This window comes from Pseudoxanthomonas suwonensis, assembly GCF_000972865.1.
GTDB classification, from domain to species: domain Bacteria; phylum Pseudomonadota; class Gammaproteobacteria; order Xanthomonadales; family Xanthomonadaceae; genus Pseudoxanthomonas; species Pseudoxanthomonas suwonensis_B.
The window spans coordinates 2,118,510-2,140,069 of record NZ_CP011144.1 but is presented as its reverse complement, the minus strand read 5'-3'; the positions used below and the strand labels follow the sequence as shown (position 1 = coordinate 2,140,069).

18 protein-coding genes are annotated in these 21,560 nt (G+C 72.5%); 14 read left to right on the top strand and 4 right to left on the bottom strand.

From position 1 onward, the window contains the following. Positions 1-11 precede the first annotated feature (11 nt). Positions 12-2,870: a serine/threonine-protein kinase gene (locus tag WQ53_RS08890; RefSeq protein WP_052631840.1), complete on the top strand. Its 2,859-nt coding sequence runs from the start codon at positions 12-14 to the stop codon at positions 2,868-2,870. A 43-nt stretch (positions 2,871-2,913) separates the two neighbouring features. Beyond that, positions 2,914-4,503, top strand: coding sequence for a glucan biosynthesis protein (locus tag WQ53_RS08885; RefSeq protein ID WP_052631839.1), 1,590 nt, complete (start codon positions 2,914-2,916; stop codon positions 4,501-4,503). 145 nt (positions 4,504-4,648) lie between these two features. Here the strand turns inward: WQ53_RS08885 and WQ53_RS08880 are convergent, their stop codons facing one another. Both WQ53_RS08880 and WQ53_RS08870 read right to left on the bottom strand, forming a co-directional pair. Then, entirely contained in the window at positions 4,649-5,269 is a 621-nt protein-coding gene (locus WQ53_RS08880) for a thymidine kinase (protein WP_052631838.1), read from the bottom strand. A 228-nt stretch (positions 5,270-5,497) separates the two neighbouring features. Next, positions 5,498-6,259 carry a sel1 repeat family protein gene (locus WQ53_RS08870; protein ID WP_052631836.1) on the bottom strand — a complete coding sequence of 254 codons (762 nt, stop codon included), beginning with the start codon at positions 6,257-6,259 and terminating at the stop codon, positions 5,498-5,500. Positions 6,260-6,495: 236 nt separating this feature from the next. On the opposite strand from WQ53_RS08870, the gene WQ53_RS08865 reads away from it, so the two are divergent. From WQ53_RS08865 to WQ53_RS08830, 8 genes are all read left to right on the top strand, one after another. Further along, positions 6,496-8,469, top strand: a complete 1,974-nt coding sequence (locus WQ53_RS08865; RefSeq protein WP_052631835.1) for a UvrD-helicase domain-containing protein — start codon at positions 6,496-6,498, stop codon at positions 8,467-8,469. Positions 8,470-8,549: 80 nt separating this feature from the next. After that, positions 8,550-8,741, top strand: a complete 192-nt coding sequence (locus WQ53_RS08860) for a hypothetical protein (RefSeq protein ID WP_052631834.1) — start codon at positions 8,550-8,552, stop codon at positions 8,739-8,741. A 10-nt stretch (positions 8,742-8,751) separates the two neighbouring features. Beyond that, a complete protein-coding gene (locus tag WQ53_RS08855; RefSeq protein ID WP_052631833.1) occupies positions 8,752-9,294 on the top strand; it encodes a DinB family protein in 543 nt (180 codons plus the stop codon). Between the two features lie 64 nt (positions 9,295-9,358). Further along, the gene (locus WQ53_RS08850; RefSeq protein ID WP_052631832.1) at positions 9,359-10,252 is read left to right on the top strand and encodes a 5'-nucleotidase, lipoprotein e(P4) family; all 894 of its coding nucleotides are present in this window, start codon (positions 9,359-9,361) and stop codon (positions 10,250-10,252) included. Then, a complete protein-coding gene (pyrF, locus tag WQ53_RS08845) occupies positions 10,249-10,980 on the top strand; it encodes an orotidine-5'-phosphate decarboxylase (protein ID WP_052631831.1) in 732 nt (243 codons plus the stop codon). The genes WQ53_RS08850 and pyrF overlap by 4 nt, the downstream gene beginning before the upstream one ends. Positions 10,981-11,200: 220 nt before the next feature. Next, positions 11,201-12,178 (top strand): hypothetical protein, encoded by a 978-nt coding sequence (locus WQ53_RS08840; protein WP_052631830.1) that lies wholly within the window; start codon positions 11,201-11,203, stop codon positions 12,176-12,178. A 7-nt stretch (positions 12,179-12,185) separates the two neighbouring features. Then, a complete protein-coding gene (plsB, locus tag WQ53_RS08835) occupies positions 12,186-14,873 on the top strand; it encodes a glycerol-3-phosphate 1-O-acyltransferase PlsB (RefSeq protein ID WP_052631829.1) in 2,688 nt (895 codons plus the stop codon). A 143-nt stretch (positions 14,874-15,016) separates the two neighbouring features. After that, the gene (locus WQ53_RS08830; protein WP_052631828.1) at positions 15,017-16,153 is read left to right on the top strand and encodes a hypothetical protein; all 1,137 of its coding nucleotides are present in this window, start codon (positions 15,017-15,019) and stop codon (positions 16,151-16,153) included. Positions 16,154-16,435: 282 nt separating this feature from the next. Here WQ53_RS08830 and WQ53_RS08825 read toward each other — a convergent pair whose 3' ends face one another. Then, the gene (locus tag WQ53_RS08825) at positions 16,436-16,999 is read right to left on the bottom strand and encodes a DUF488 family protein (RefSeq protein WP_052631827.1); all 564 of its coding nucleotides are present in this window, start codon (positions 16,997-16,999) and stop codon (positions 16,436-16,438) included. A 27-nt stretch (positions 17,000-17,026) separates the two neighbouring features. After that, positions 17,027-17,230: a YdcH family protein gene (locus WQ53_RS08820; protein WP_052631826.1), complete on the bottom strand. Its 204-nt coding sequence runs from the start codon at positions 17,228-17,230 to the stop codon at positions 17,027-17,029. 60 nt (positions 17,231-17,290) lie between these two features. On the opposite strand from WQ53_RS08820, the gene ttcA reads away from it, so the two are divergent. From ttcA to WQ53_RS08800, 4 genes are all read left to right on the top strand, one after another. Continuing rightward, the gene (gene ttcA / locus WQ53_RS08815) at positions 17,291-18,214 is read left to right on the top strand and encodes a tRNA 2-thiocytidine(32) synthetase TtcA (RefSeq protein WP_052631825.1); all 924 of its coding nucleotides are present in this window, start codon (positions 17,291-17,293) and stop codon (positions 18,212-18,214) included. Between the two features lie 133 nt (positions 18,215-18,347). Continuing rightward, a complete protein-coding gene (locus tag WQ53_RS08810; RefSeq protein ID WP_052631824.1) occupies positions 18,348-19,253 on the top strand; it encodes a recombination-associated protein RdgC in 906 nt (301 codons plus the stop codon). 53 nt (positions 19,254-19,306) lie between these two features. Next, positions 19,307-20,092, top strand: a complete 786-nt coding sequence (locus tag WQ53_RS08805; RefSeq protein WP_052631823.1) for a SprT family zinc-dependent metalloprotease — start codon at positions 19,307-19,309, stop codon at positions 20,090-20,092. 74 nt (positions 20,093-20,166) lie between these two features. Next, positions 20,167-21,183, top strand: coding sequence for an SMP-30/gluconolactonase/LRE family protein (locus tag WQ53_RS08800; protein ID WP_052631822.1), 1,017 nt, complete (start codon positions 20,167-20,169; stop codon positions 21,181-21,183). Positions 21,184-21,560: the final 377 nt, after the last annotated feature.

The window sequence follows — 21,560 nt, the reverse complement described above, 5'->3', positions numbered from 1 at the left end:
CGGCCCGGGCCATGGATGCCGAGCGCTGGCAGCGCCTGTCGCCGCTGCTCGACGCCCTCCTCGACCTGCCGCCCGCCGGGCGCCTGGACGAACTGGAGCGGCTGCGGGCGCAGGACCCGGCGCTGGCCGCCGACCTCGAAGGCCTGCTGGCCAGGGAGGACAGCGAAGCCGACTTCCTCCACGACCCGCTGCCCGGCACCCGCCCGCCTTCGCGCGAGGGCACCCGACTGGGGCCGTACCGGCTCGAACGCCTGCTCGGCGAGGGCGGCATGGGCCAGGTCTGGCTGGCCGAACGCGCCGACGGCCTGTACCGGCGCCAACTGGCGCTGAAGCTGCTGCGCCCCGGCTACGCCGATCCCAACCTGCGCCTGCGCTTCTCCCGCGAACGCGAGATCCTGGCGCGGCTGCAGCACCCCAACATCGCGCGCCTGCTCGACGCCGGCATCGGCGAGGGCGACCAGCCCTACCTGGTGCTGGAATACGTCGAGGGCGTGCCGCTGACCGACTACTGCCGCGAGCAGGCGCTGCCGGTGGAGGCGCGCCTGCGCCTGTTCCTGCAGGTGTGCGCGGCGGTCAGCCACGCCCACGCCAACCTGATCGTGCACCGCGACCTGAAGCCGTCGAACATGCTGGTGACGGCCGAGCGCGAGGTGCAGCTGCTCGACTTCGGCATCGCCAAGCTGCTCGACCGCGACGGCAGCGAGGCCGCGCACGTGCGCACCGAGGTGCGCGCGTTCACCCTGCACTACGCCGCACCCGAGCAGGTCCGCGGCGAACCGGTGAGCACGCTCACCGACGTCTATTCGCTGGGCGTGGTCCTGTACGAACTGCTGGCCGGCGACAAGCCGTACCGCCTGCGCCGGCAAAGCGACGCCGAATGGGAACGGGCGATCCTGGAGGTATCCCCGCCGCGGCCCTCGGTGACGGTGCAGCGCCTGGCCGAGGCCGGCCAGGTCGAGCGCGCGCAGGCGCGCAAGCTGGCCAGGCGCCTGCGTGGCGACCTGGACAACATCGCGCTCAAGGCGCTGAACAAGGTCCCGGCCCGGCGCTACGGCTCGGTCGAGGCGCTGGCCCGCGACATCGGCCGCCACCTCGAGGGCCGTCCGGTCGAGGCGCGGCCGCCGCGGATCGGCTACCAGCTGCAGAAGTACCTGCAACGCCACCGCTGGGGCGTGGGCCTGGGTTCGCTGGCCATGCTGGCGCTGCTGTCCGCGCTGGGCCTGGCCTTGTGGCACGCGCACGAGGCCCGGCACGAGGCGGCGCGCGCGCAGGCGCTGCAGCGCTTCGTGCTGGGCCTGTTCGACCATGCCGGCGGCGCCCAGCGCAGCCAGGGCATGGCCATGCGCGAACTGCTCTCGGCCGGCGCCAAGCGCGGCGAGAGCGAACTGGAGCAGCAGCCGCGCGCGCGCGCCGAACTGCTCGGGGTGATCGCGCGCCTGTACATCGGCATCGGCGACTACCGCGAGGCACTGGCGCTGTCCGAACGCCAGCAGGCGCTGCTCGGCGGCGACGACGGCGCGCCCGACGGCCTGCGCCTGGACGCGGCCGGCCAGCACGGCCGCGTGCTGCGCCTGCTCAGCCGCTCGCAGGAGTGCGTCGGGCGGATGCAACCGCTGGCCGATGACGCGCAGCGCCTGCAGGCCGAACTGCCGCAGCAGGTCGCCGACTTCTACATCCAGTACGGCCGCTGCCGGCGCATGCTCGGCGAACCCATGGCGGCGCAGCAGCTGTACGAGCGCGCCATCGCGATCCGCCGCGACGTGCTGCGCGACGACGCCGGCGTGGCCGAGGGCATGATCGACCTGGCCGCGCTGGAGAGCGACGCGGCGCGCACCGGCGCGGCGATCGAACAGTTCCTGGCCGCGCAGCGGCAGCTGCGCGCGCGGCTGGGCGACCGCCATCCGCTGCTGGTCGACATCCAGCGCAGCCTGGGCGTGCTCTACCTGGACCGCGGCCAGGTGACGGAAGCCGAAGCGGCGCTGCGCGCCGGGCTGGCGCTGGCGCTGGAGCTGCACGGGCCCAACCATCCCTCGACCCTGGCGGTGCGCCGCCAGCTCGGCCTGGCCTACCTGCAGCAGGGCCGGCTGGCCGAGGCCGAGCAGACCCTGCGCGCGCAGCACGGGCCGACCGAGTCCACCCTCGGCCCGCAGCACCGCGAAACCGCGCTGAGCCTGGACGCGCTCGGCCGGCTCGCGCTCGAGCGCGGCGACACCGAGGCGGCGCTGTCGGCCTTCCAGCGCGCGGTGGCGATCTGGCGCCAGCCCGACGGGCGCCACCTGCTCGACTACGGCCTGGCCGACCTGGCCGCGGCCTTCGAGGCCGGCGGCGACGGCGCCGCGGCGCGGGCCACGCTCGAGGAGGCGCGGCAGGTGCGCGCCGCCCGCCTCGGCGCCAGCCACCCGGCGGTCGGCGACCTGGACCGGCGGATGGGCCAGTTGCTGCTGGACGCCGGCGAGGCCGCGGCCGCGCAGCCGTGGCTGGAGCGCGGGGCGCAGCTGACCCAGGTGGGCTACGGCGCCGACGATCCGCGCACCCTGCTGGCCTGGCTGGCCCTGGCGCGGCTGCGGATCACGCCCGACGCCCCCGATGTGGCCGACGAGGGCCCGGCCGCGCACCTGCACCGCTTCGCCGCCGGCCTGCCCACCGGGCCGGCGCTGGCGCCGGTGCACTGGCAGGCGCGCGCCTACGCGGCGCAGGCCGATTGCCAAGACGGCCAGGTCGCCGACGGACGCCGCCAGCTGCAGGCCCTGGACGCTGAACTTCGCAGCGCGCGCCCTGAAGGCGGCAGCCTGTCGCGCGAGGTGGCGCGCCTGGCCGCCGCCTGCCACGCCCCGCTGAACGGCGGGCCACAGGCCACCGTGGCGCGCTGACCGGCGTGCGTAAGATGGCGCGCCCTTCCCCGCACGCCGCACCATGCACCGACGCCAGTTCCTGATTCGCGCCTCGGCCGCACTCGCCGCATTCGGCCTGCCGCTGCCGCTGCTGGACGCGCTCGCCAGCCCGCTGCCGCTGGGCGAGCGCCATCCGTTCGACTACGCCTGGCTCAAGGGCCATGCCCGCGCCCTGGCCGGCCGGCCGTTCGCGCCGCGCAGCGAGGCGCTGCCACCGGCGGTGGCGGCGCTGGACTGGGACCAGTACCAGTCGATCGGCTTCCGCCAGGACCACGCGCTGTGGGCCGACCTGCCCGGCTCGAAGTTCCAGGCCAAGTTCTTCCACCTGGGCCTGTACTTCAAGCGCCCGGTGCGCATGTTCGAAGTCGCCGGCGGCCAGGCGCAGGAACTGGCCTACGACCCGGCGATGTTCGACTTCGGCAGGAGCGGGCTGAAGGGCCGCAAGCTGCCGCCGGACCTGGGCTTCGCCGGCTTCCGCCTCAACTCGCCCGATGACGTGCGCCGCGACTGGGCCGCATTCCTCGGCGCCAGCTACTTCCGCGCGGTCGGTTCGAACATGCAGTACGGGCTGTCCGCGCGCGGCCTGGCGATCGACACCGGCATGCCGCGGCCGGAGGAATTCCCCGACTTCACCGCGTTCTGGCTGGAGCGCCCGGCACCGGGCTCGGACACGGTGGTGGTCCACGCGCTGCTGGATTCGCCCAGCGTGGCCGGCGCCTACCGCTTCGCCATCACCAGGGGCGAGCCGCTGCTGATGGACGTCGACGCGGCGCTGTATCCGCGCCAGCAGATCGAACGGCTGGGCATCGCTCCGGCCACCAGCATGTACCAGGTCGGCGAGAACGACCGGCGCATGGACTGGGACTGGCGGCCGGAGATCCACGACAGCGACGGCCTGGCGATGCACAGCGGCAGCGGTGAGTGGATCTGGCGCCCGCTGGGCAACCCGGCGCACCTGCGCTTCAACGCCTTCGCCGACGACGGCCCGCGCGGCTTCGGCCTGCTGCAGCGCGACCGCGACTTCGACCACTACCAGGACGACGGCGTGTTCTACGAGAAGCGGCCGAGCCTGTGGGTCGAGCCCAAGCACGGCTGGGGCCGCGGCTCGGTGCAGCTGGTGGAGATCCCCACCGTCGACGAGACCTTCGACAACATCGTCGCGTTCTGGAACCCGGAGGCCAAGCCGCAGCCGGGCCAGGAACTGCTGTACGGCTACCGCCTGTACTGGGGCGAACAGCCACCGGTGCGGCCGCCGCTGGCCGAGACCGTGGCCACGCGCACCGGCCTGGGCGGGGTGATCGGCTTCAGGCGCGAGCGGTTCTCGCAACGTTTCGCGGTGGATTTCGCCGGCGGCGAGCTGGCGCAGCTGGCCGCGCGCAACGCCACCGTCGAGGCGGTGGTGGAAAGCAGCCGCGGCCGCATCGACACGGTCTCGGCGCGGCCGCTGCACGCCATCGACGGTTACCGGGCGATGTTCGACGTCTACCCGCCGGACGATTCCACCGCCCAGATCGACCTGCGCCTGTACCTGCGCCACCAAGGCCGCGCGCTGAGCGAGACCTGGCTGTACCAGTGGAACCCGCCGCCGCCGGGTGAGCGACGATTGTATTGAGTGCGACGCCGGTTCTGTTCCTGTCCCGGCGCGTTCCGGCAAGGCATCGCTGTTGTAGGAGCCGGGTATAGCCGGCGACACGCCACACCGGCACAAGCGACTCCCTCGTGGTTCCGACGCCCGTGTCGCCGGCTATACCCGGCTCCTACAACAACGGCGCCTGCAGCGGCTCGACGATGCCCTCGCCGCGCATCACCTTCTTGAACTCCGGCCGGCTCACCGAGACGTAGCGCTCGTTGCCGCCGATCTCCACCTGCGGGCCGTCCTGCACCGCGCGACCCTGCGCGTCCACGCGCACGTTCATGGTCGCCTTCTTGCCGCTGTGGCAGATGGTCTTGATCTCCTGCAGCTCGTCGGCCCAGGCCAGCAGGTACTGGCTGCCCTCGAACAGTTCGCCGCGGAAATCGGTGCGCAGGCCGTAGCACAGCACCGGGGTGCGCAGCCGGTCGACCACCTCGCTCAGCTGCCACACCTGCGCGCGGCTGAGGAACTGCGCCTCGTCCACCAGTACGCAGCCCAGCGGCCCGTGCGCGGCCAGGTCCGATTCGACCAGCCGCTCCAGGTCGGTGTCGCGGTCGAAGCCGGTGCCCTCGGCGCGCAGGCCGATCCGCGAGGCGACCACCCCGCCACGGCCGGCGCGGTCGTCCAGGCGCGGGGTCAGGATCAGCGTGCGCATGCCGCGCTCGCGGTAGTTGTACGCCGACTGCAGCAGCGTGGTGGTCTTCCCGGCGTTCATCGCCGAGTAGTAGAAGTAGAGCTTGGCCATTCGCAGATTCTACGGCCGCCGCGGGCCGTCGCCCTCATCCGGCCGGCGGCAGCGCCCGCGGGTCGCCGGCCTGGACCCGCCCGGTCGAGTGCAGCGTCCGCCAGATCGTGTCCTGCCAGACCAAGTACGCCTCCGGTTCCCGGAAGGTGTCATCGAAGTATTCGCTGCCGCGCAGGGTGATGGAGCACGCAGGCAGGCCGACCGGACATCGACCGGGCGGCACGCAGGCTAGTCGCCCCCGCGCACCTGCTCCACGTCGCCCACTTCCACGTGCTCGCGCTGCGGCGCCTTCCAGGCCTCGTCCTGCCAGGCCCAGTAGCGCTCCGGGTCCCAGTACTCGCGGCGGTAGTAGTCCTCGGCACGCATCACCTGGCCCTTGCCGGCCATCGGCCCGGTCATCGGCACGATCCGGACGAAGCCGACCGAGCCGGTGCGGCTGCCGGTGGCCTGGCGGCCCTCGCGGCGCAGGACCCGCTCCAGGCGCGGCTTGGCCACGTCGTCGCCGAACTCGGCCAGCAGGGCCTGGCCACGCTCGATCGCCGCCTGCTGCTCGGCCGCGGACAGTTCGCCCCAGTAGCGCTCGCGCAGGATGGTGAAATTCGGGTACAGGCGTTCGGCGGCCAGGTCCATCCAGGCATAGCCGATCGGCCGGTCCCGGGCCACGCCCAGGCCCTTCCAGTACATCTCCGCCAGCATCGCCATGGAGGCCTTGTCGGCATAGCCGGCGGCGCGGCGGAACAGGACGTGCGCCTCCTCGTAGCGTTGGTGGTGGAACGCGTGCAGGCCTTCGCGGCGCCAGCGGATGTCGGGATGGGCGGCGAGGAAGCCTTCAGTCAGCAGCTCCGGGGCGATATCCGGCTCGCCGACGTAGTTGCCGAAGGTGGGACGCTCGACCGGCCCTTCCCATTGCAGCAGCTGTACCGCGCCGGGCTGGGCGGGACCGGCGGCCAGCGGGAAGGCGGACGGCAGCAGCACGGCCAGCAGCCACACGCGCGATCGGTGAACGGCGGTGGGACGACGGCCCGGGCCGGGCCGGTCGGGCATGTTTCGGTTCACGACGCACGCTCCACGGCATGGCGGGCCATGAAAAGGTACGTCGTCCCCGGCCGGACCGTCGCGTCCCCCTGGTCATGGCGACGCAGGTCGCACAGGAGCGGCGCGCCGGAGCCGGTCCGCTTCCCGGCTCCGGGTAGAATGCCCGGCCCGTTCCACCGCGTTCCGCCACCTTGCTCAATTCCCCCCAACGCGCCGCGGTCCTGCACGACGAAGGCCCGCTGCTGGTGCTGGCCGGCGCCGGCAGCGGCAAGACCCGGGTCATCGTCGAGAAGATCGCCCATCTCATCGCCTCCGGCCGCTACCCGGCCCGGCGCATCGCCGCGATCACCTTCACCAACAAGTCGGCGAAGGAGATGCGCGAGCGCGTGGGCAAGCGGATCAAGGGCGACGCCGCCGACGGACTGACCATCTGCACCTTCCACGCGCTGGGGCTGAAGTTCCTGCAGATCGAACACGCCGCCGCCGGCCTCAAGCGCGGCTTCTCGATCTTCGACGCCGACGACAGCCACGCGCAGATCAAGGACCTGATGCCCGGCGCCAAGCCCGACGCCGTGGACGACGCGAAGAACCTGATCTCGCGGGCGAAGAACGCCGGCCTGTCGCCGGAGCAGGCGCTGGCGGCGGCGCGCTCCACCCGCGAGATGGAGGCGGCCAAGCTGTACGCGCGCTACCAGGCGCGGCTGGCCGCGTTCAACGCGGTCGATTTCGACGACCTGATCCGGCTGCCGGTGCAGATCCTGGAGGAGAACGCCGAGATCGTGGCCGGCTGGCGCGAGCGCATCGGCTACCTGCTGGTGGACGAGTGCCAGGACACCAACGACGCCCAGTACCGCCTGCTGAAAGCCATCGCCGGACCGCGCGGCAACTTCACCTGCGTGGGCGACGACGACCAGAGCATCTACGCCTGGCGCGGCGCCAACCCGGAGAACCTGCAGCAGATGGAGCGCGACTACCCGGCGCTGCAGGTGGTCAAGCTGGAGCAGAACTACCGCTGCTCCAACCGGGTGCTGCGCGCGGCCAACGCGCTGATCGCGCGCAATCCGCACCAGCACCTGAAGACCCTGTGGAGCGACCAGGCCGACGGCGAGCGCATCCGCGTGTGGGAATGCCGCGACAACGAGCACGAGGCCGAGAAGGTCGCCGCGGAGATCGCGTTCCTGCAGACCTCGCGGCAGGTTCCGTGGAGCGAGTGCTGCATCCTGTTCCGCGGCAACCACCAGTCGCGGCCGCTGGAGAAGGCGCTGCAGCTGCTGCGCGTGCCCTACCACCTGACCGGCGGCACCGCCTTCCTCGAGCGCCAGGAAGTGAAGGACGCGCTGGCCTGGCTGCGGGTGATCGCCAATCCGGAGGACGACGCGGCCTTCCTGCGCGCGGTGCAGTCGCCCAAGCGCGAGGTCGGCGCCACCTCGCTGGCGAAGCTGGCCGAGCTGGCCTCCAGCAAGCACCTGCCGCTGTCGCGCGCTGCGCAGTCGATGGGCGCGCTGCAGCAGCTGCCGCCGCGCGCGGCCAACGGCCTGGGCGCGTTCAACGACGCCATCGCCGACCTGCGCGAGCAGGCCGCGCGCCTGAGCGCGGCCGACCTGGTCCGGCGCCTGGCCGAGAAGTCCGGGCTGCTGGCCGACCTGCGCGCGCAGTGCAAGGACGAGGCCTCGTTCCAGCGGCGCAAGGCCAACCTGGACGAACTGGCCGGATGGTTCGAGGGCGGCCCGCGCGGCGCCAGCGCCGGCGACCTGGCCGCGCAGCTGGCCCTGCTCTCGCGCAATGACAAGGACGACGGCGGCAACCAGGTGCGGCTGATGAGCCTGCACGCGGCCAAGGGCCTGGAGTTCGGCTACGTATTCATCGTCGGCTGCGAGGACGGCACCCTGCCGCACGAGGCCGCGCTGGAGGAAGGCTCGCTGGAGGAGGAGCGGCGGCTGATGTACGTCGGCATCACCCGCGCCAAGACCCAGCTGTGGCTCAGCCACAGCCGCGAGACCCGGCGCTTCCGCGAGAAGGTGCGGCTCAAGCCCAGCCGCTTCCTCGACGAGCTGCCGGCCGCCGAACTGCAGCGCGACGGCGCCGACCCGGTCGCCGACGCCGAGCGCAGGAAGGAACGGGCCAACGCCAGCTTCGCCGCGATCCAGGCGCTGCTGGGCGAGTAACGGGGCCCCCGCCGATGCGGTAGGCTCGCCGCGAATCCGGAGGCACGCATGGTCCGTTCCCGTCCCCGTCGATCGCCGGCATGAGCGTGCTCTTCGACCTGCTCGGCGGGTTGCTGGCGCTGTACCTGGCCTATGCGCTGGCGCGCGGCGAGGTGGTAGTCAAATCCGGCCCGGGCGCGCGCCGCATCGAGCGCCACCGGTCGCCGCGCGACTACTGGGCGGCCATGGCGGTCTATGCGGTGCTGGCCATCGCCCTGGTCGTGGTGTTCTGATCCAGTGCGCATGCTCGATCATTTCGCCCTGCTGGCCGACTACAACCGCTGGATGAACGGGAACCTGCACCGGTCCGCCGCCGCGCTTCCGGCCGCGGACCTGGCGGCGCCGCGCGGCGCCTTTTTCGGCTCGATCCTGGGCACGTTCAACCACCTGGTCGTGGCCGACACGATCTGGCTCAAGCGCTTCGCCGGCAACGACGAAAGCGGGCGCTGGAGCGCGTTGCGGCCCCTGGCCGGCGTGCCGATGCCCGAGCGGCTCGACGCGCAGCCCTGCGCCGACCTGGCGCAGTGGTGGGCGCGGAGGCAGGCGCTGGACGCGACCATCGTCGACTGGATCGCCCAGCTCGACGCCGACGACCCGTCCCGCACGCTCCACTACGGCAACATGCGCGGCGAGCCGCATCGCAAGCGCCTGTCGCACCTGCTGCTGCACCTGTTCAACCACCAGACCCACCACCGCGGCCAGGCGACCACGCTGTTCAGCCAGTGCGGAGTGGACGTGGGCGCGACCGACCTGCTGCTGCGGATCCCGGCCGCGGACCCGGGGTGATGCCGCGGCCGACGGGGGCGAGCCGGTAAACTGCCGGTCCCCGAGGTTTCCGAGACCGCGCTCCATGCGTCTTCCCCTGCTCGGCGCCGCCCTGGCCGCCGTCCTCCTGGCCGCGTGCCAGCCGGTGCGCCACGACGCGCCCGCCGCCGTCCCGGTCGCCGGCGCCGCCGAAGCGGCCGCGGTGCCCGCCGACGACAACCTCAACGCGGTGCTGTGGGTGCAGCGCTCGGCCGAGTACCGCGCCGCGGCGGCGCAGACCTACCGTGCCGCCATCGCCCAGCTCGATGCCGCGCTCAGGCAGGCCGACTGGGACGCGCTGGTGCCGGAGGAGCGGGCCAACCCCGCCCGCGGCCTGAAGCCGGCGGTGATCCTGGACATCGACGAGACCGTGCTGGACAACTCGCCCTACCAGGCGCGCCTGGTCCGCGACGGCGCCGAGTTCAGCGACCCGACCTGGGATGCCTGGGTCGAGGAACGCCGCGCCAAGGCGCTGCCCGGCATGGTCGAGTTCGCCCGCGCCGCCGACGCCCGCGGCATCACCCTGCTCTACATCTCCAACCGCGCCGTGCACCTGAAGGACGCGACCCTGGACAACCTGCGCGCCGAAGGCCTGCCGGTGGCCGGCGACGACGTGTTCCTCGGCCTGGGCACGGTGGTGGACGGCTGCGAGCAGGAAGGCTCGGAAAAGGACTGCCGCCGCCAGCTGGCCGGCCGCCAGTACCGGGTGCTGATGCAGTTCGGCGACCAGCTCGGCGACTTCGTCCGCATCGACGCCAACACCCCGGCCGGCCGCCAGGCACTGCTGGACCGCTACGACGCCTGGTTCGGCCAGCGCTGGTGGATGCTGCCCAACCCGACCTACGGCAGCTGGGAACCGGCCGTGTTCGACAACGACTGGCGGCAGCCGCGCGAGGCCCGGCGCGCGGCCAAGCGCGACGCCCTGGACGTGGCGCCATGAGCGGCGCCCGCCCGCCGCTGGCGCTGGCCGCGGACGAGCGCCTGATCTTCGCCCTGGACGTGCCCGGCCGGGCGCAGGCGCTGGAATGGATCGACCGCCTCGGCGACAGCGTCCGCTTCTACAAGATCGGCATGGAGCTGCTGGCCTCGGGCGACTACTTCCCGGTGCTCGACGACCTGGCCGCACGCGACAAGCGCGTGTTCGTGGACCTGAAGTTCTTCGACATCCCGGCCACGGTGGCCGGCGTGGTCCGCGGCCTGGGCCGCTGGCCGGTCAGCTACTGCACCATCCACGGCTGGCACCCGGCGATGATGCAGGCCGCGGCCGAGGCCAATACCGGATCCGACATGCGCCTGCTGGCGGTCACCGTGCTGACCTCGATGGACGGCAATGACCTGCGTTCGATGGGCATTCCCGGCGAACCGGAGGCGATCGTCGTGGAACGCGCCCTGGCCGCGCAGGCCGCCGGGATCGACGGGGTGATCGCCTCGGGGCTGGAGGCCGGCCCGATCCGGCGCGCGACCGGGCCCGGCTTCTCCATCGTCTGCCCCGGCATCCGCCCCGGCGGCCCGGCCGGCGACGACCAGAAGCGCAGCGTGGGCGTGGCCCAGGCCTTCCGCGACGGGGCCGACGCCATCGTGGTCGGCCGTCCGATCCGCCAGGCGGACGATCCGCGGGCGGCAGCGGTGGCCATCCAGCGCGAAATCGCAGAATCGCTATCCAATTAAAATCAATGTCTTGCAGCACATGATTTCATGTGTTGCCTAAGGTCCAAGCCGCGGGTAGGATGGCCGCGTCCGGTCGCTGGCCGGAACCGTGCCACAACACGATGTCCTCCGGCTGCGGCCGGATTGAGGGAGGCCGAGCGCCTCCCTTTTTTCTGCGCGGACGCCTTGCCGGCGCCACCGGCCAGCCGCCACACTCGGGCCGACCCTCCGGATGCCGCCCATGCCACAACCGCGCCCCTGGACCCTGCTGTCCCCTGTCGCCCAGTGGCTTTCACCTTCGCGCATCGCGGCGATGCTGGTGCTCGTCCTGGTCCTGGCAGGCTGCCGCCGCGAATCGGCGCCGGCGGAACTGCCCGGCGCGGCCAGCGAACCGGCCGGCGCGGTGCGGCAGCTGGCCGGGCACCTGCAGCGCAACGACCTGGTCGCCTTCGCCCGCGACGCCCTGCCCGCCGAGGAACACGCGCGGCTGGCCGAGGCCTGGGAACAGGACCGCACCCGCTGGCCGCTGACCGAACTGCCGCTCGACGAGCAGCTCGGGCCGCTGCTGGCCACCCTGTCCGCGCCAGGCTCCGAAGCCACGCTGCGCCGCTCGTTCGAGCGGCAGATGGCCGGCCAGGACGCGGCGCTGCGCGAGGCGGCGCGGTCGCTGGCCCTGTTCGGCACCCAGTACGTGCGCCACCAGGGCGACTACAGCGACGAGGAGCGCGCCCACTACGCCCAGATCATCACCGCGCTCGGCAGCTGGTCGGCCACCGCGCCGCTGGGCGACCGCAAGCTCGCCGCCGCGGCCATCGACCGCCTGGCCGCCGCCGCCCGTGACACCGGCCTGGACGGCGATCCGGGCCTGGATGGCGCCGGCATGGAGGACAGCCTGCGCCGGCTCGGCCCGTTCGCCGCCGTGGTCAAGGCGGTGCTGGCCGGTTACGGCCTGGACCTGGACCGCAGCCTGGCCGACCTGCGCACCGGCCTGGTCGAGGAAGACGGCGACCGGGCCACCGTGCGCATCCACTACCCGCTGGCCGGCAGCGAGATCGACACCACGGTCAGCCTGACCCGGCGTGACGGCCACTGGTACCTCACCGACTACCTCGAGCACGCCGCGGCGCTGCTGGCCGAGCCGCCGGCGGACGGGCTCCTGCCCGGCCTGCCAGCCCCGCCCGCGACCGAGCCTCCGGCCGGACCGGCGGCTGCGCGATAATCCGCCCATGCCCGAACAGAATCCCCTGCCGTTCCCGGACCCGCCGCCCGGCCAGAAGCCGGCACCGGGCGCCAGCGCCCCGGCGTCCGCCACCGCCTCCAACCCGGAAAACACGGCCTCGGGGGACGCGCCCGCGCTGTCCGCCGAGGCCATCGTCCCGGTGGCGGCCGCCACCCGCACGGCGGGATCCGCGCCGCGGCGCCCGCTGTGGGCCCGCTTCCTGGGCTGGCTGGCCGACCCGTGGCTGGACCTCAAGCTCGAACCGGCCGACCTGGACATCGGCGCCGACCCGCGCCCGGTCTGCTACGTGCTCGAGGACTACGGCCTGTCCAACGCACTGATCCTGGACAAGGCCTGCCGCCAGGCCGGGCTGCCCTCGCCGCTGATGCCGCTGCCGCGCGACCCGACCGGGCGCAAGCGCGCCTACGTGGCCCTGTCGCGGCGCAACGCCAGCCCGCTGATCCCCGACCAGCGCCCGGCCAAGCGCACCCATTCCGACTCGCTGGCCAAGCTGCTGCAGGCACACCGCGCCGACCCGGCGCTCGACGTGCGGCTCGTGCCGGTGTCGATCTTCGTCGGCCGCGCGCCCGACCGGCAGAGCGGCTGGTTCTCGGTGCTGTTCTCGGAGAACTGGGCCCTGGTCGGCCGTTTCCGCCGGCTGCTGGCGATCCTGCTCAACGGCCGCGACACCCTGGTCCGTTTCGCCGAGCCGGTGTCGCTGCGCGAGACCATCGAGGAAGGCCTGCCGCCCGAACGCACCGTGCGCAAGCTGCAGCGCGTGCTGCGCGCGCACTTCCGCCGGATCCGCGCCGCGGTCATCGGCCCGGACCTGTCGACCCGGCGCCTGCTGGCGGACAAGGTGCTGGCCGCCGACACCGTGCGCGAGGCCATCGCCGACCAGGCCCGGCGCGACAACAGCAAGCCGGTCGACGCCTGGAAGAAGGCCCACGCCTACGCCTGGGAGATCGCCGCCGACTACTCGCACCCGGTGGTGCGCTCGGCCAGCTTCATCCTCACCCCGGTGTGGAACAAGATCTACCGCGGCGTGCTGGTCCACCACCTGGACAGGCTCAAGGAGGTCGCGCCCGGCCACGAAGTGGTCTACGTGCCCTGCCACCGCAGCCACATGGACTACCTGCTGCTGTCGTACCTGCTGTACGAACGCGGCATCGTGCCGCCGCACATCGCCGCGGGCATCAACCTCAACCTGCCGGTGGTGGGCACGATCCTGCGCAAGGGCGGGGCGTTCTTCATGCGCCGCAGCTTCCGCGGCAACCCGCTGTACTCGGCGGTGTTCACCGAGTACGTGGCGCAGCTGGTCTCCGGCGGCTACTCGCTGGAGTACTTCATCGAGGGCGGGCGCTCGCGCACCGGCCGGCTGCTGCAGCCCAAGGGCGGCATGGTCGCCATGACCGTGCGTGCGTACCTGCGCCAGCCCACTCGCCCGGTGCTGTTCCAGCCGATCTACATCGGCTACGAGAAGCTGATGGAGGGCAACAGCTACCTGGACGAGCTCTCCGGCAAGCCCAAGGAAAAGGAATCGATCTGGTCGCTGCTGTGGGGCATCCCCAAGGTGCTGCGCTCCAACTACGGCCAGGTGGTGGTGAACTTCGGCGAGCCGATCGAACTGCGCCAGGTGCTGGCCGAACACGCCCCCGACTGGGACGGCCGGCCGCTGGGCGAGGACGAGAAGCCGGCCTGGCTGGCCGACACGGTCGAGACCCTGGCCCAGCGCATCCAGGTCAACGTCAACGGCGCCGCCGACGTCAACCCGATCAACCTGCTGGCGCTGGCGATCCTGTCCACCCCCAAGCACGCGATGGGCGAGGCCGACCTGCTGGCGCAGATCGCCCTGTCCAAGACCCTGCTGGCCGAACTGCCGTACTCGGACCGCTACACCGTCACCCCGCACACCCCCGCGGAGATCGTCGCCCACGGCGAGGAGATCGGCGTGCTCGAGCGCGTGCCGCACCCGCTGGGCGACGTGCTGACGGTGGACGACGACAACGCGGTGCTGCTGTCGTACTTCCGCAACAACGTGGTGCACCTGTTCACCGCCTCGTCGTGGATCGCCTGCTGCTTCCAGCACAACCGGCGCATGAGCCGGCGCACCCTGGTGCGGCTGGGCCGCACCGTGTATCCGTTCCTGCAGGCCGAGCTGTTCCTGCCCTGGAGCGAGGACGAGTTCGCCGCGCGGGTGGACCGGATCGTCGACGTGTTCGTGCGCGAGGGCCTGCTGCACCTGGTCAATGACGACGAGGGCGGCATCCTGCAGCGCAACCAGGGCCAGAGCGACGAGGTGTTCCGCCTGCGCGCGATCGGCCACACCCTGCAGCAGGCGTTCGAGCGCTACTACATCGCCATCTCGGTGCTGGTGAAGAACGGCCCCGGCACGCTCGGCGCGGCCGAACTGGAAAGCCTGTGCCAGCTGGCCGCGCAGCGGCTGAGTCTGCTCTACGCGCCGGCGGCGCCGGAGTTCTTCGACAAGAGCCTGTTCCGCAGCTTCATCCAGAAGCTGCGCGAGCTGAAGCTGGTCTGGCCCGACCAGAACAGCAAGCTGCTGTTCGACGAGCGCCTGGCCGCGTGGGCCAAGGACGCCAAGCTGATCCTGGGCCGCGAGCTGCGGCACACGATCGAGCGGGTGAGCCCGGAGGCGGCGCGCCCGGACGCGGCGGAGGCGGCCACCAGCGACTGATCCGCTCCCGGAGCGCCGCCGCGGGCCCGTTCATGCTTGCGATCGCGACGCCTGCAGGCGCTCAGCTTGCGCGACCGCGTGCCGCTATCTAATGTCGGCGGTCACGCGGCCGGAGACGTTCCCGGTTCCGCAAAGGGGGAAGCATGGGCGAGGCCGGGGTACTGGATGAACTGCTGGAGCCGCTGTACGGGTCGATCCTGGAGCCGGACCGGCTGGACGAATTCGGCCTGCGCCTGGCCCGGGCGACCGGCAGCCACCTGACCGCGATCCTGGGCCACGACGTGCATTGCGGGCGCGCCAGCGTCAACCGGGTCACCGGCGCCGACCCGGCGCAGGTGGCCGCTGGCCTGCAGCCGCTCAACCTCAACGAGGACCCGTGGGTCAGCCGCGCCATGCCGCGCTTCGCCACCGGCCGCGTGTTCAATACCGAGGACCTGCTGCCCAACGCCAGGATGCGCCGCACCGACGCCTTCAACGCCTACTACCGGCAGTTCGGCGTCGAGCAGCAGGTGGCGGCGGTGGGCCACTACGACGGCAGCAATTCGGTGACGCTGTCGATCTGCCGCGACGATCCGAACCGGCTGTTCAACGAGGCCGAGCTCGACCTGTTCCGCCAGGTGGCGCCGCACTGGGTCAACGCCTACGCGATCATGCGGCGGATGGACATGCTGCAGGCGCGGGTCGCGACGCTGGAGACCGCGCTGGACCGCACGCCGGTGGCCATGTTCGCCCTGGCCGCGGACCTGCGCATGCTGCATGCCAACGCCAGCGGCGAGCGCCTGCTCGCGCAGGGCGTGCTGCGCCGGGCGCATGGCCGCCTGACCGCGCTGGGCCGGCACGACCCCGCCCTGCAGCTGCTGCTGGCCCGCACCGTGCAGGTGGGGACCGGGCTGTGCACGCGCGACGTGGAGAGGCTGGTGCTGAAGGATGCCGACGGCGGCAGCCTGGCCCTGACCGCGCATCCGCTGCCGCCGCTGGCCGCCGGCGAACTGGCCGCGGGCGAGGCCGCGCTGCTGGTCTTCGCCCAGCCGCCGGGCCCGACCGGCGAGCCCGGTGGCATGGAGCGCTCGCTGCGCCAGCTGTTCGGCCTGACCGAGGCCGAGACCCGCCTGGCACTGGCGTTGTTCCGCCAGGCCGACCTGGCGCGCGCCGCGCGCGCCTGCCGCATCGCCCCGTCCACCGCGCGGACGCGGCTCAAGGTGATCTTCGACAAGACCGGCGAGCGCAGCCAGCCGGCGCTGGTGCGCCTGCTGTCGGCGCTGCACGCGCTGGATCCGTAGGACCACGCCGCCCGGCCGCGCTCGGGCGGATACCGGGCCGCAGCCGGCCGGGTCGCTGGCCTCCCCGCCACTGCCGGCGATTGCCGCAGCTGCGGCAATCGCCGGCGGACGACCCGGACCGGCTGGGTTTTCCGCTTCCCCGGTTCCACGTTCCCCTATGCGTGCTTCCTTGCCGCGACGGCATGATTCCCCGGTCGGCCCGCCCGCCGGCAGCCCCATCCGGGACTTGCCGGTCGCGGTCGTCCTCCATGCCCGGCCATGGCAAGGGCCCGGGCCCGCCTGCTAGTCCGTCGCGAACAGGTCGCGCATGGTCCCGGGACCGGCGTCGGCCGGGTAGGTCAGCCGGCCGCGCGCATCCACCCGGGCGGCCGGATCCAGCCGCGCCGGCTCGCCGCGGCCCGGCGCCAGCAGGTGGCGCACCGGTTCGCCCGCATGCAGCAGGTGGTCGACCACGATGCGGCGGTGGCACTGGCGCCAGTCGGCTTCGGCGCACATCAGCGCGCACCCGCCGGCGCGGCCCAGCGCGCGCAACTGCTCCAGCACGGCGGCGAACCGCTCGCCCAGCGCGTAGTCGGCGTAGTGCTGGAACGCGGTGCCGCGCCAGTGCGCGTTGGTCCATGCCGGCACTCCCGGCTGCGGACTGCGGCGCCCGCCTAGCGCGGGCAGGTGCCGGTAGTCGATGCCGGCGGTGGCCAACGCGGCCGCCAGCGCGCCGCGGCCGTACTGCGGGTTGAAGCGCGACTGTGGAACCGCGCGCACGTCGGCCAGCACGCGCACGTCCGCGGCCTGGAGCATGCCGACGAACTCCGCGATCGGGCGGGTCGAATGGCCGATGCTGTGGAACATGCCGGGCGCGCGGCCGGGACGCGGCCCTCAGGCCGGCTCGTCGGGGATCAGCGCGCTTTCCAGGCGGGTGATGCAGTCCTTCAGCCAGAGCTTGCGTTTCTTCATCCGCTTGACCAGCAGCTCGTCCTCGTTGTTCGCGGCGCAGCGCTCGATCTCCGCGTCGAGTTCGCGGTGCTCGCGGCGCAGCCAGGCCAGCTGGCGCGCGATCTCGGTCTGGTCCTGTATCTCCACCCGGCCAGCATACTCCAGCGCCGCGCGGGCCCGGCCGGCGCGGGCAGTTACAATGCCGGCATGTCCGCCGTCCTGCCCCTGCCCGAACCGGCCTCGCGCCGCACCGCCTCCCGCCACGCCGATCCACGCACCGTCCAGCGCGAGCAGGCCAAGCTGGCCAAGCGCCTGCGCCGCCAGGTCGGCCAGGCGATCGCCGACTTCGGCATGATCGAAGCCGGCGACAAGGTGATGGTGTGCCTGTCCGGCGGCAAGGACAGCTACACGATGCTGGACATCCTGCTGCAGCTGCAGCGCAAGGCGCCGGTGCCGTTCGAGCTGGTGGCGGTGAACCTGGACCAGAAGCAGCCCGGCTTCCCGGAACATGTGCTGCCGGACTACCTGCGCGCGCTCGGCGTGCCGTTCCACGTCATCGAGCAGGACACCTACTCGGTAGTCGCCCGGGTGGTGCCGGAAGGCAAGACCATGTGTTCCCTGTGCTCGCGACTGCGCCGCGGTGCGCTGTATTCGTACGCGGCCGCGCACGGCTTCACCAAGATCGCGCTGGGCCACCACCGCGACGACCTGGTCGCCACCTTCTTCCTCAACCTGTTCCACCACGCCAAGCTCTCGGGCATGCCGCCCAAGCTGCTGTCCGACGACGGCCGCCACGTGGTGATCCGGCCGCTGGCCTACGTGCGCGAAAGCGACATCGCCGAGTACGCCACCGCGCGCGGCTTCCCGATCATCCCCTGCAACCTGTGCGGCAGCCAGGAGAACCTGCAGCGCAAGCAGGTCGGGCTGATGCTGCAGCAGTGGGAACGCGATTCGCCGGGCCGGGTCGAGACCATCGCCCGCGCGCTGGGCGACATCCGGCCCTCGCAGCTGTCGGACCCGAAGCTGTTCGACTTCCTTGGCCTGGGCCACCGCGAGGGCGCCGCGCGCGCCGACGCGCACGCGTGGCTGGCGGGCGAGCCGCACGTGGCCGGCGACGCCGACGACCCCTGACTCCCGTCGTTCCCGCGCAGGCGGGAACCCAGCGACTTTTCTGCAGGTTGCGACGACCTGTCCGGAAGGCACTGGGTTCCCGCCTGCGCGGGAACGACGGGCGAACAATCCAACGACGAATCCGAGTACCTGCATGTTCTTCCGCAACCTGACTTTCTTCCGCTTCCCCACCACCCACGATTTCTCCCAGCTCGACGCACTGCTCCCCGAGGCCGCGCTCAAGCCGGTCGGCCCGCTGGAGCTGTCCTCCAGCGGCTTCATCTCCCCGTTCGGCCGTGGCGAGGACGCGCTGTCGCACCGCATCGGCGACGCGATCTGGCTGTCGGTGGGCAGCGAGAACAAGATCCTGCCCGGCTCGGTGGTCAACGACCTGCTGGCGCAGAAGGTGGCCGAGCTCGAGGACAAGGAAGGCCGCAAGCTCGGCGGCCGTGCGCGCAAGCGGCTGAAGGACGACCTGCTGCACGAACTGTTGCCGCGCGCCTTCGTCAAGAGCTCGCGCACCGACGCGCTGCTCGACCTGGAGCACGGCTTCCTCGCCGTGGACACCTCCTCGCGCAAGAGCGGCGAGGCGGTGGCCTCGGAGATCCGCCGCGCGCTGGGCAGCTTCCCGGCGATCCCGCCGAACGCGGAGGTGGCGCCGCGCAGCATCCTCACCGGCTGGATCGCCGGCGAACCGCTGCCCGACGGCCTGTCGCTGGGCGAGGAATGCGAGCTGAAGGACGCGATGGACGGCGGCGCGGTGGTCAAGGCCCAGCACCAGGAACTGCTCAGCGACGAGATCGCCAAGCACCTGGAGGCCGGCAAGCAGGTGACCCGGCTGGCGCTGACCCTGGACGACCACGTGTCCTTCGTCCTCGGCGAGGACCTGGTGGTGCGCAAGCTCAAGTTCCTCGAGGGCGCGGTCGACCAGCTGGAGAGCACCGAGCGCGACGACCTGCGCGCCGAACTCGACGCGCGTTTCGCCCTGCTGGCCGGCGAGGTGCGGCGCCTGTTCCTGGTGCTGGAGTCGACGCTGAAGCTGAGCAAGGCCGAGGCCTGAGCGCCGCGCACGCAGTGCGCGAGCCAGGCCTCGATTCGGCCTAGAATCGCTGCATGTCCTCGCTGCTCCACCGCCTGATCGCCCGCACGCCACCGCGCGTGCAGCGCGACACGCTGGAACTGGAACTGGACGACGGCCGCCGCATCGCCGTGCAGCGGGTGCGCGACCCGCGCGCGCGCCGGCTCAAGCTCAGCGTGGACGAGCGCGGCGCGCGCCTGACCCTGCCGCCGCGGGCGAGCCTGGTGTCCGGCCAGCGCTTCCTCGACGAGCACCGCGGCTGGCTGGCCGCGCAGCTGGCCCGCCACCTGCCCGACGAGGCGATGCCTGCGCTGGTGCCGGGCCAGACCGCGACGTTGCCGCTGCGCGGCGGGCCGGTGCCGCTGCACTGGCGCGAAGGGCGCTACATCCGCATCGCCCGCGACGACGCCGGGATCGACGTGCAACTGCCCGCGCGCGCCTCCGACGCGGCGCTGCGGCGCGCGCTGCGCGCCTTCTACGAAGCCGAGGCGCGCGCCGACGTCGGCCGCTGGCTGCCGGCCTACCTGCCCGGCCTGCCACGCGCGCCGCGCCAGCTGCGTTTGAAGGTCATGTCCTCGCAATGGGGTTCGCTGGCGCCCGACGGCAGCCTGGCGCTGGACCTGGCGCTGGTGCTGGCTCGGCCGTCGGCGTTCGAATACGTGCTGGTCCACGAGCTGTGCCACCTGCTGCAGGCCAACCACTCGCCGGCGTTCTGGCGCGAGGTCGAGGCGCGCTTCCCGGCCTGGCGCGAGGAACGCGACTACTTCCACCGCGAAGGCCGCCAGCTGAAGGGCATGCTGCGCGCGCTGCTGGGCGGCTGAGCCGGCCCGCATCCACGGGCGCCGCGCGGCCGACGCGCTAGGATGGGGCCCGTCCGCCAACGGGAGACTCCCCCATGCTGCTGCCGTCCCGCACCGCACTGCCCGCCGCGCTCGCCGCGCTCCTGCTGTGCGCCTGCCAGCGCCAGGAAGCGGAGGTCCCCGCACCGGCGCCACCGGCGGCGGAGCCCACGGCTGCAGTCGCCCCTGTGGACGCCCGCGGCTACTGTCCCGCCGAGCCCGGCACGGCGCCGAGCGGCGAGCTCGTCGCCACCCGCATCGCCGCCGCCGACGGCGACGGATCCAAGGGCCTGTACGAAGGCCCGGTCTGGAACGGCGACGCCCTCTATTTCTCCGACTTCACCTTCGCCGACGGCTTTCCCTCGCGGATCCGCCGACTGACCGCCGACGGCAGGCTGGAGACCGCGATCGATCCCAGCGGCAGCAACGGCCTGGCGCTGGGCGAGGATGGCGCGCTGGTCGCCGCCACCCACGACCGCAAGGAGCTCTCGCGCTTCGACCTGGTGGATGGCTCGCGCATGCGCATCGTCGGCGAGTTCCAGGGCCAGCCGTTCAATTCGCCCAACGACCTGGTGATCGGCGCGGACGGCACGATCTGGTTCACCGACCCGGACTTCCAGCGCGCGGCCGGGCCCGGCGGCCAGGACAAGACCCGCGTCTACCGCGTCGGTACCGACGGCGAAGTGACGGTGGTCGACGACAGCATCGCCAATCCCAACGGCATCGCCCTGTCGCCCGACGGCGGCACCCTGTACGTGGCCGGCGGCGGCGAACAGGGCGTGCTGCGCGCGTATCCGCTGGTCGACGGCCAGGCACAGGCCGGCCGCGACCTGGTCGCCGCCGCCGTGCCCGACGGGCTGGCGGTGGACTGCCTGGGCAACATCTACCTGACCGAGCACAACCGGCGGCGCGTGCGGGTGATCTCGCCGCAAGGGCAGGAGCTGGCCACGATCGGCGTGGATGCCAACCTCACCAACGCCGCCTTCGGCGGGTCCGACCGGCGCACGCTGTACCTGACCGGCGCCGGCTCGGTGTGGTCGATCGAACTGGATGTGGCCGGACTGCCGTACTGATCGATTCTTACCCCCTGCCGGACGTCTCGTCCTCTGACTCGCGGCCCTTGTGTAAGCAACGACCGTCGTCCTGGCTTAAGCAGCCATGCGGCTGTTACGAAGCGCTTCGCCGGGAGGACGGCAGGGACGATGCGTCGCCGGCCCAGGTGTGATCTCTCGGCCGTCGACGGCAAGACTGGCTCCTGCAAGAGGAGACCGCAGGACCATCAACGTCCGGCTGCGAACGGAGCCACGAACTGAAAGCTCCCGAAGACGTGGCGGGCCGGGTGTGTTGCGGCAGCGGCCATGGATGGCCGCGTCGGCGAGTCGGCACAGGGATGTGCCGCCGAGACGACCGCAACACACCCGGCCTGCCGCGGCTCAGCCCGAAGCCGGCC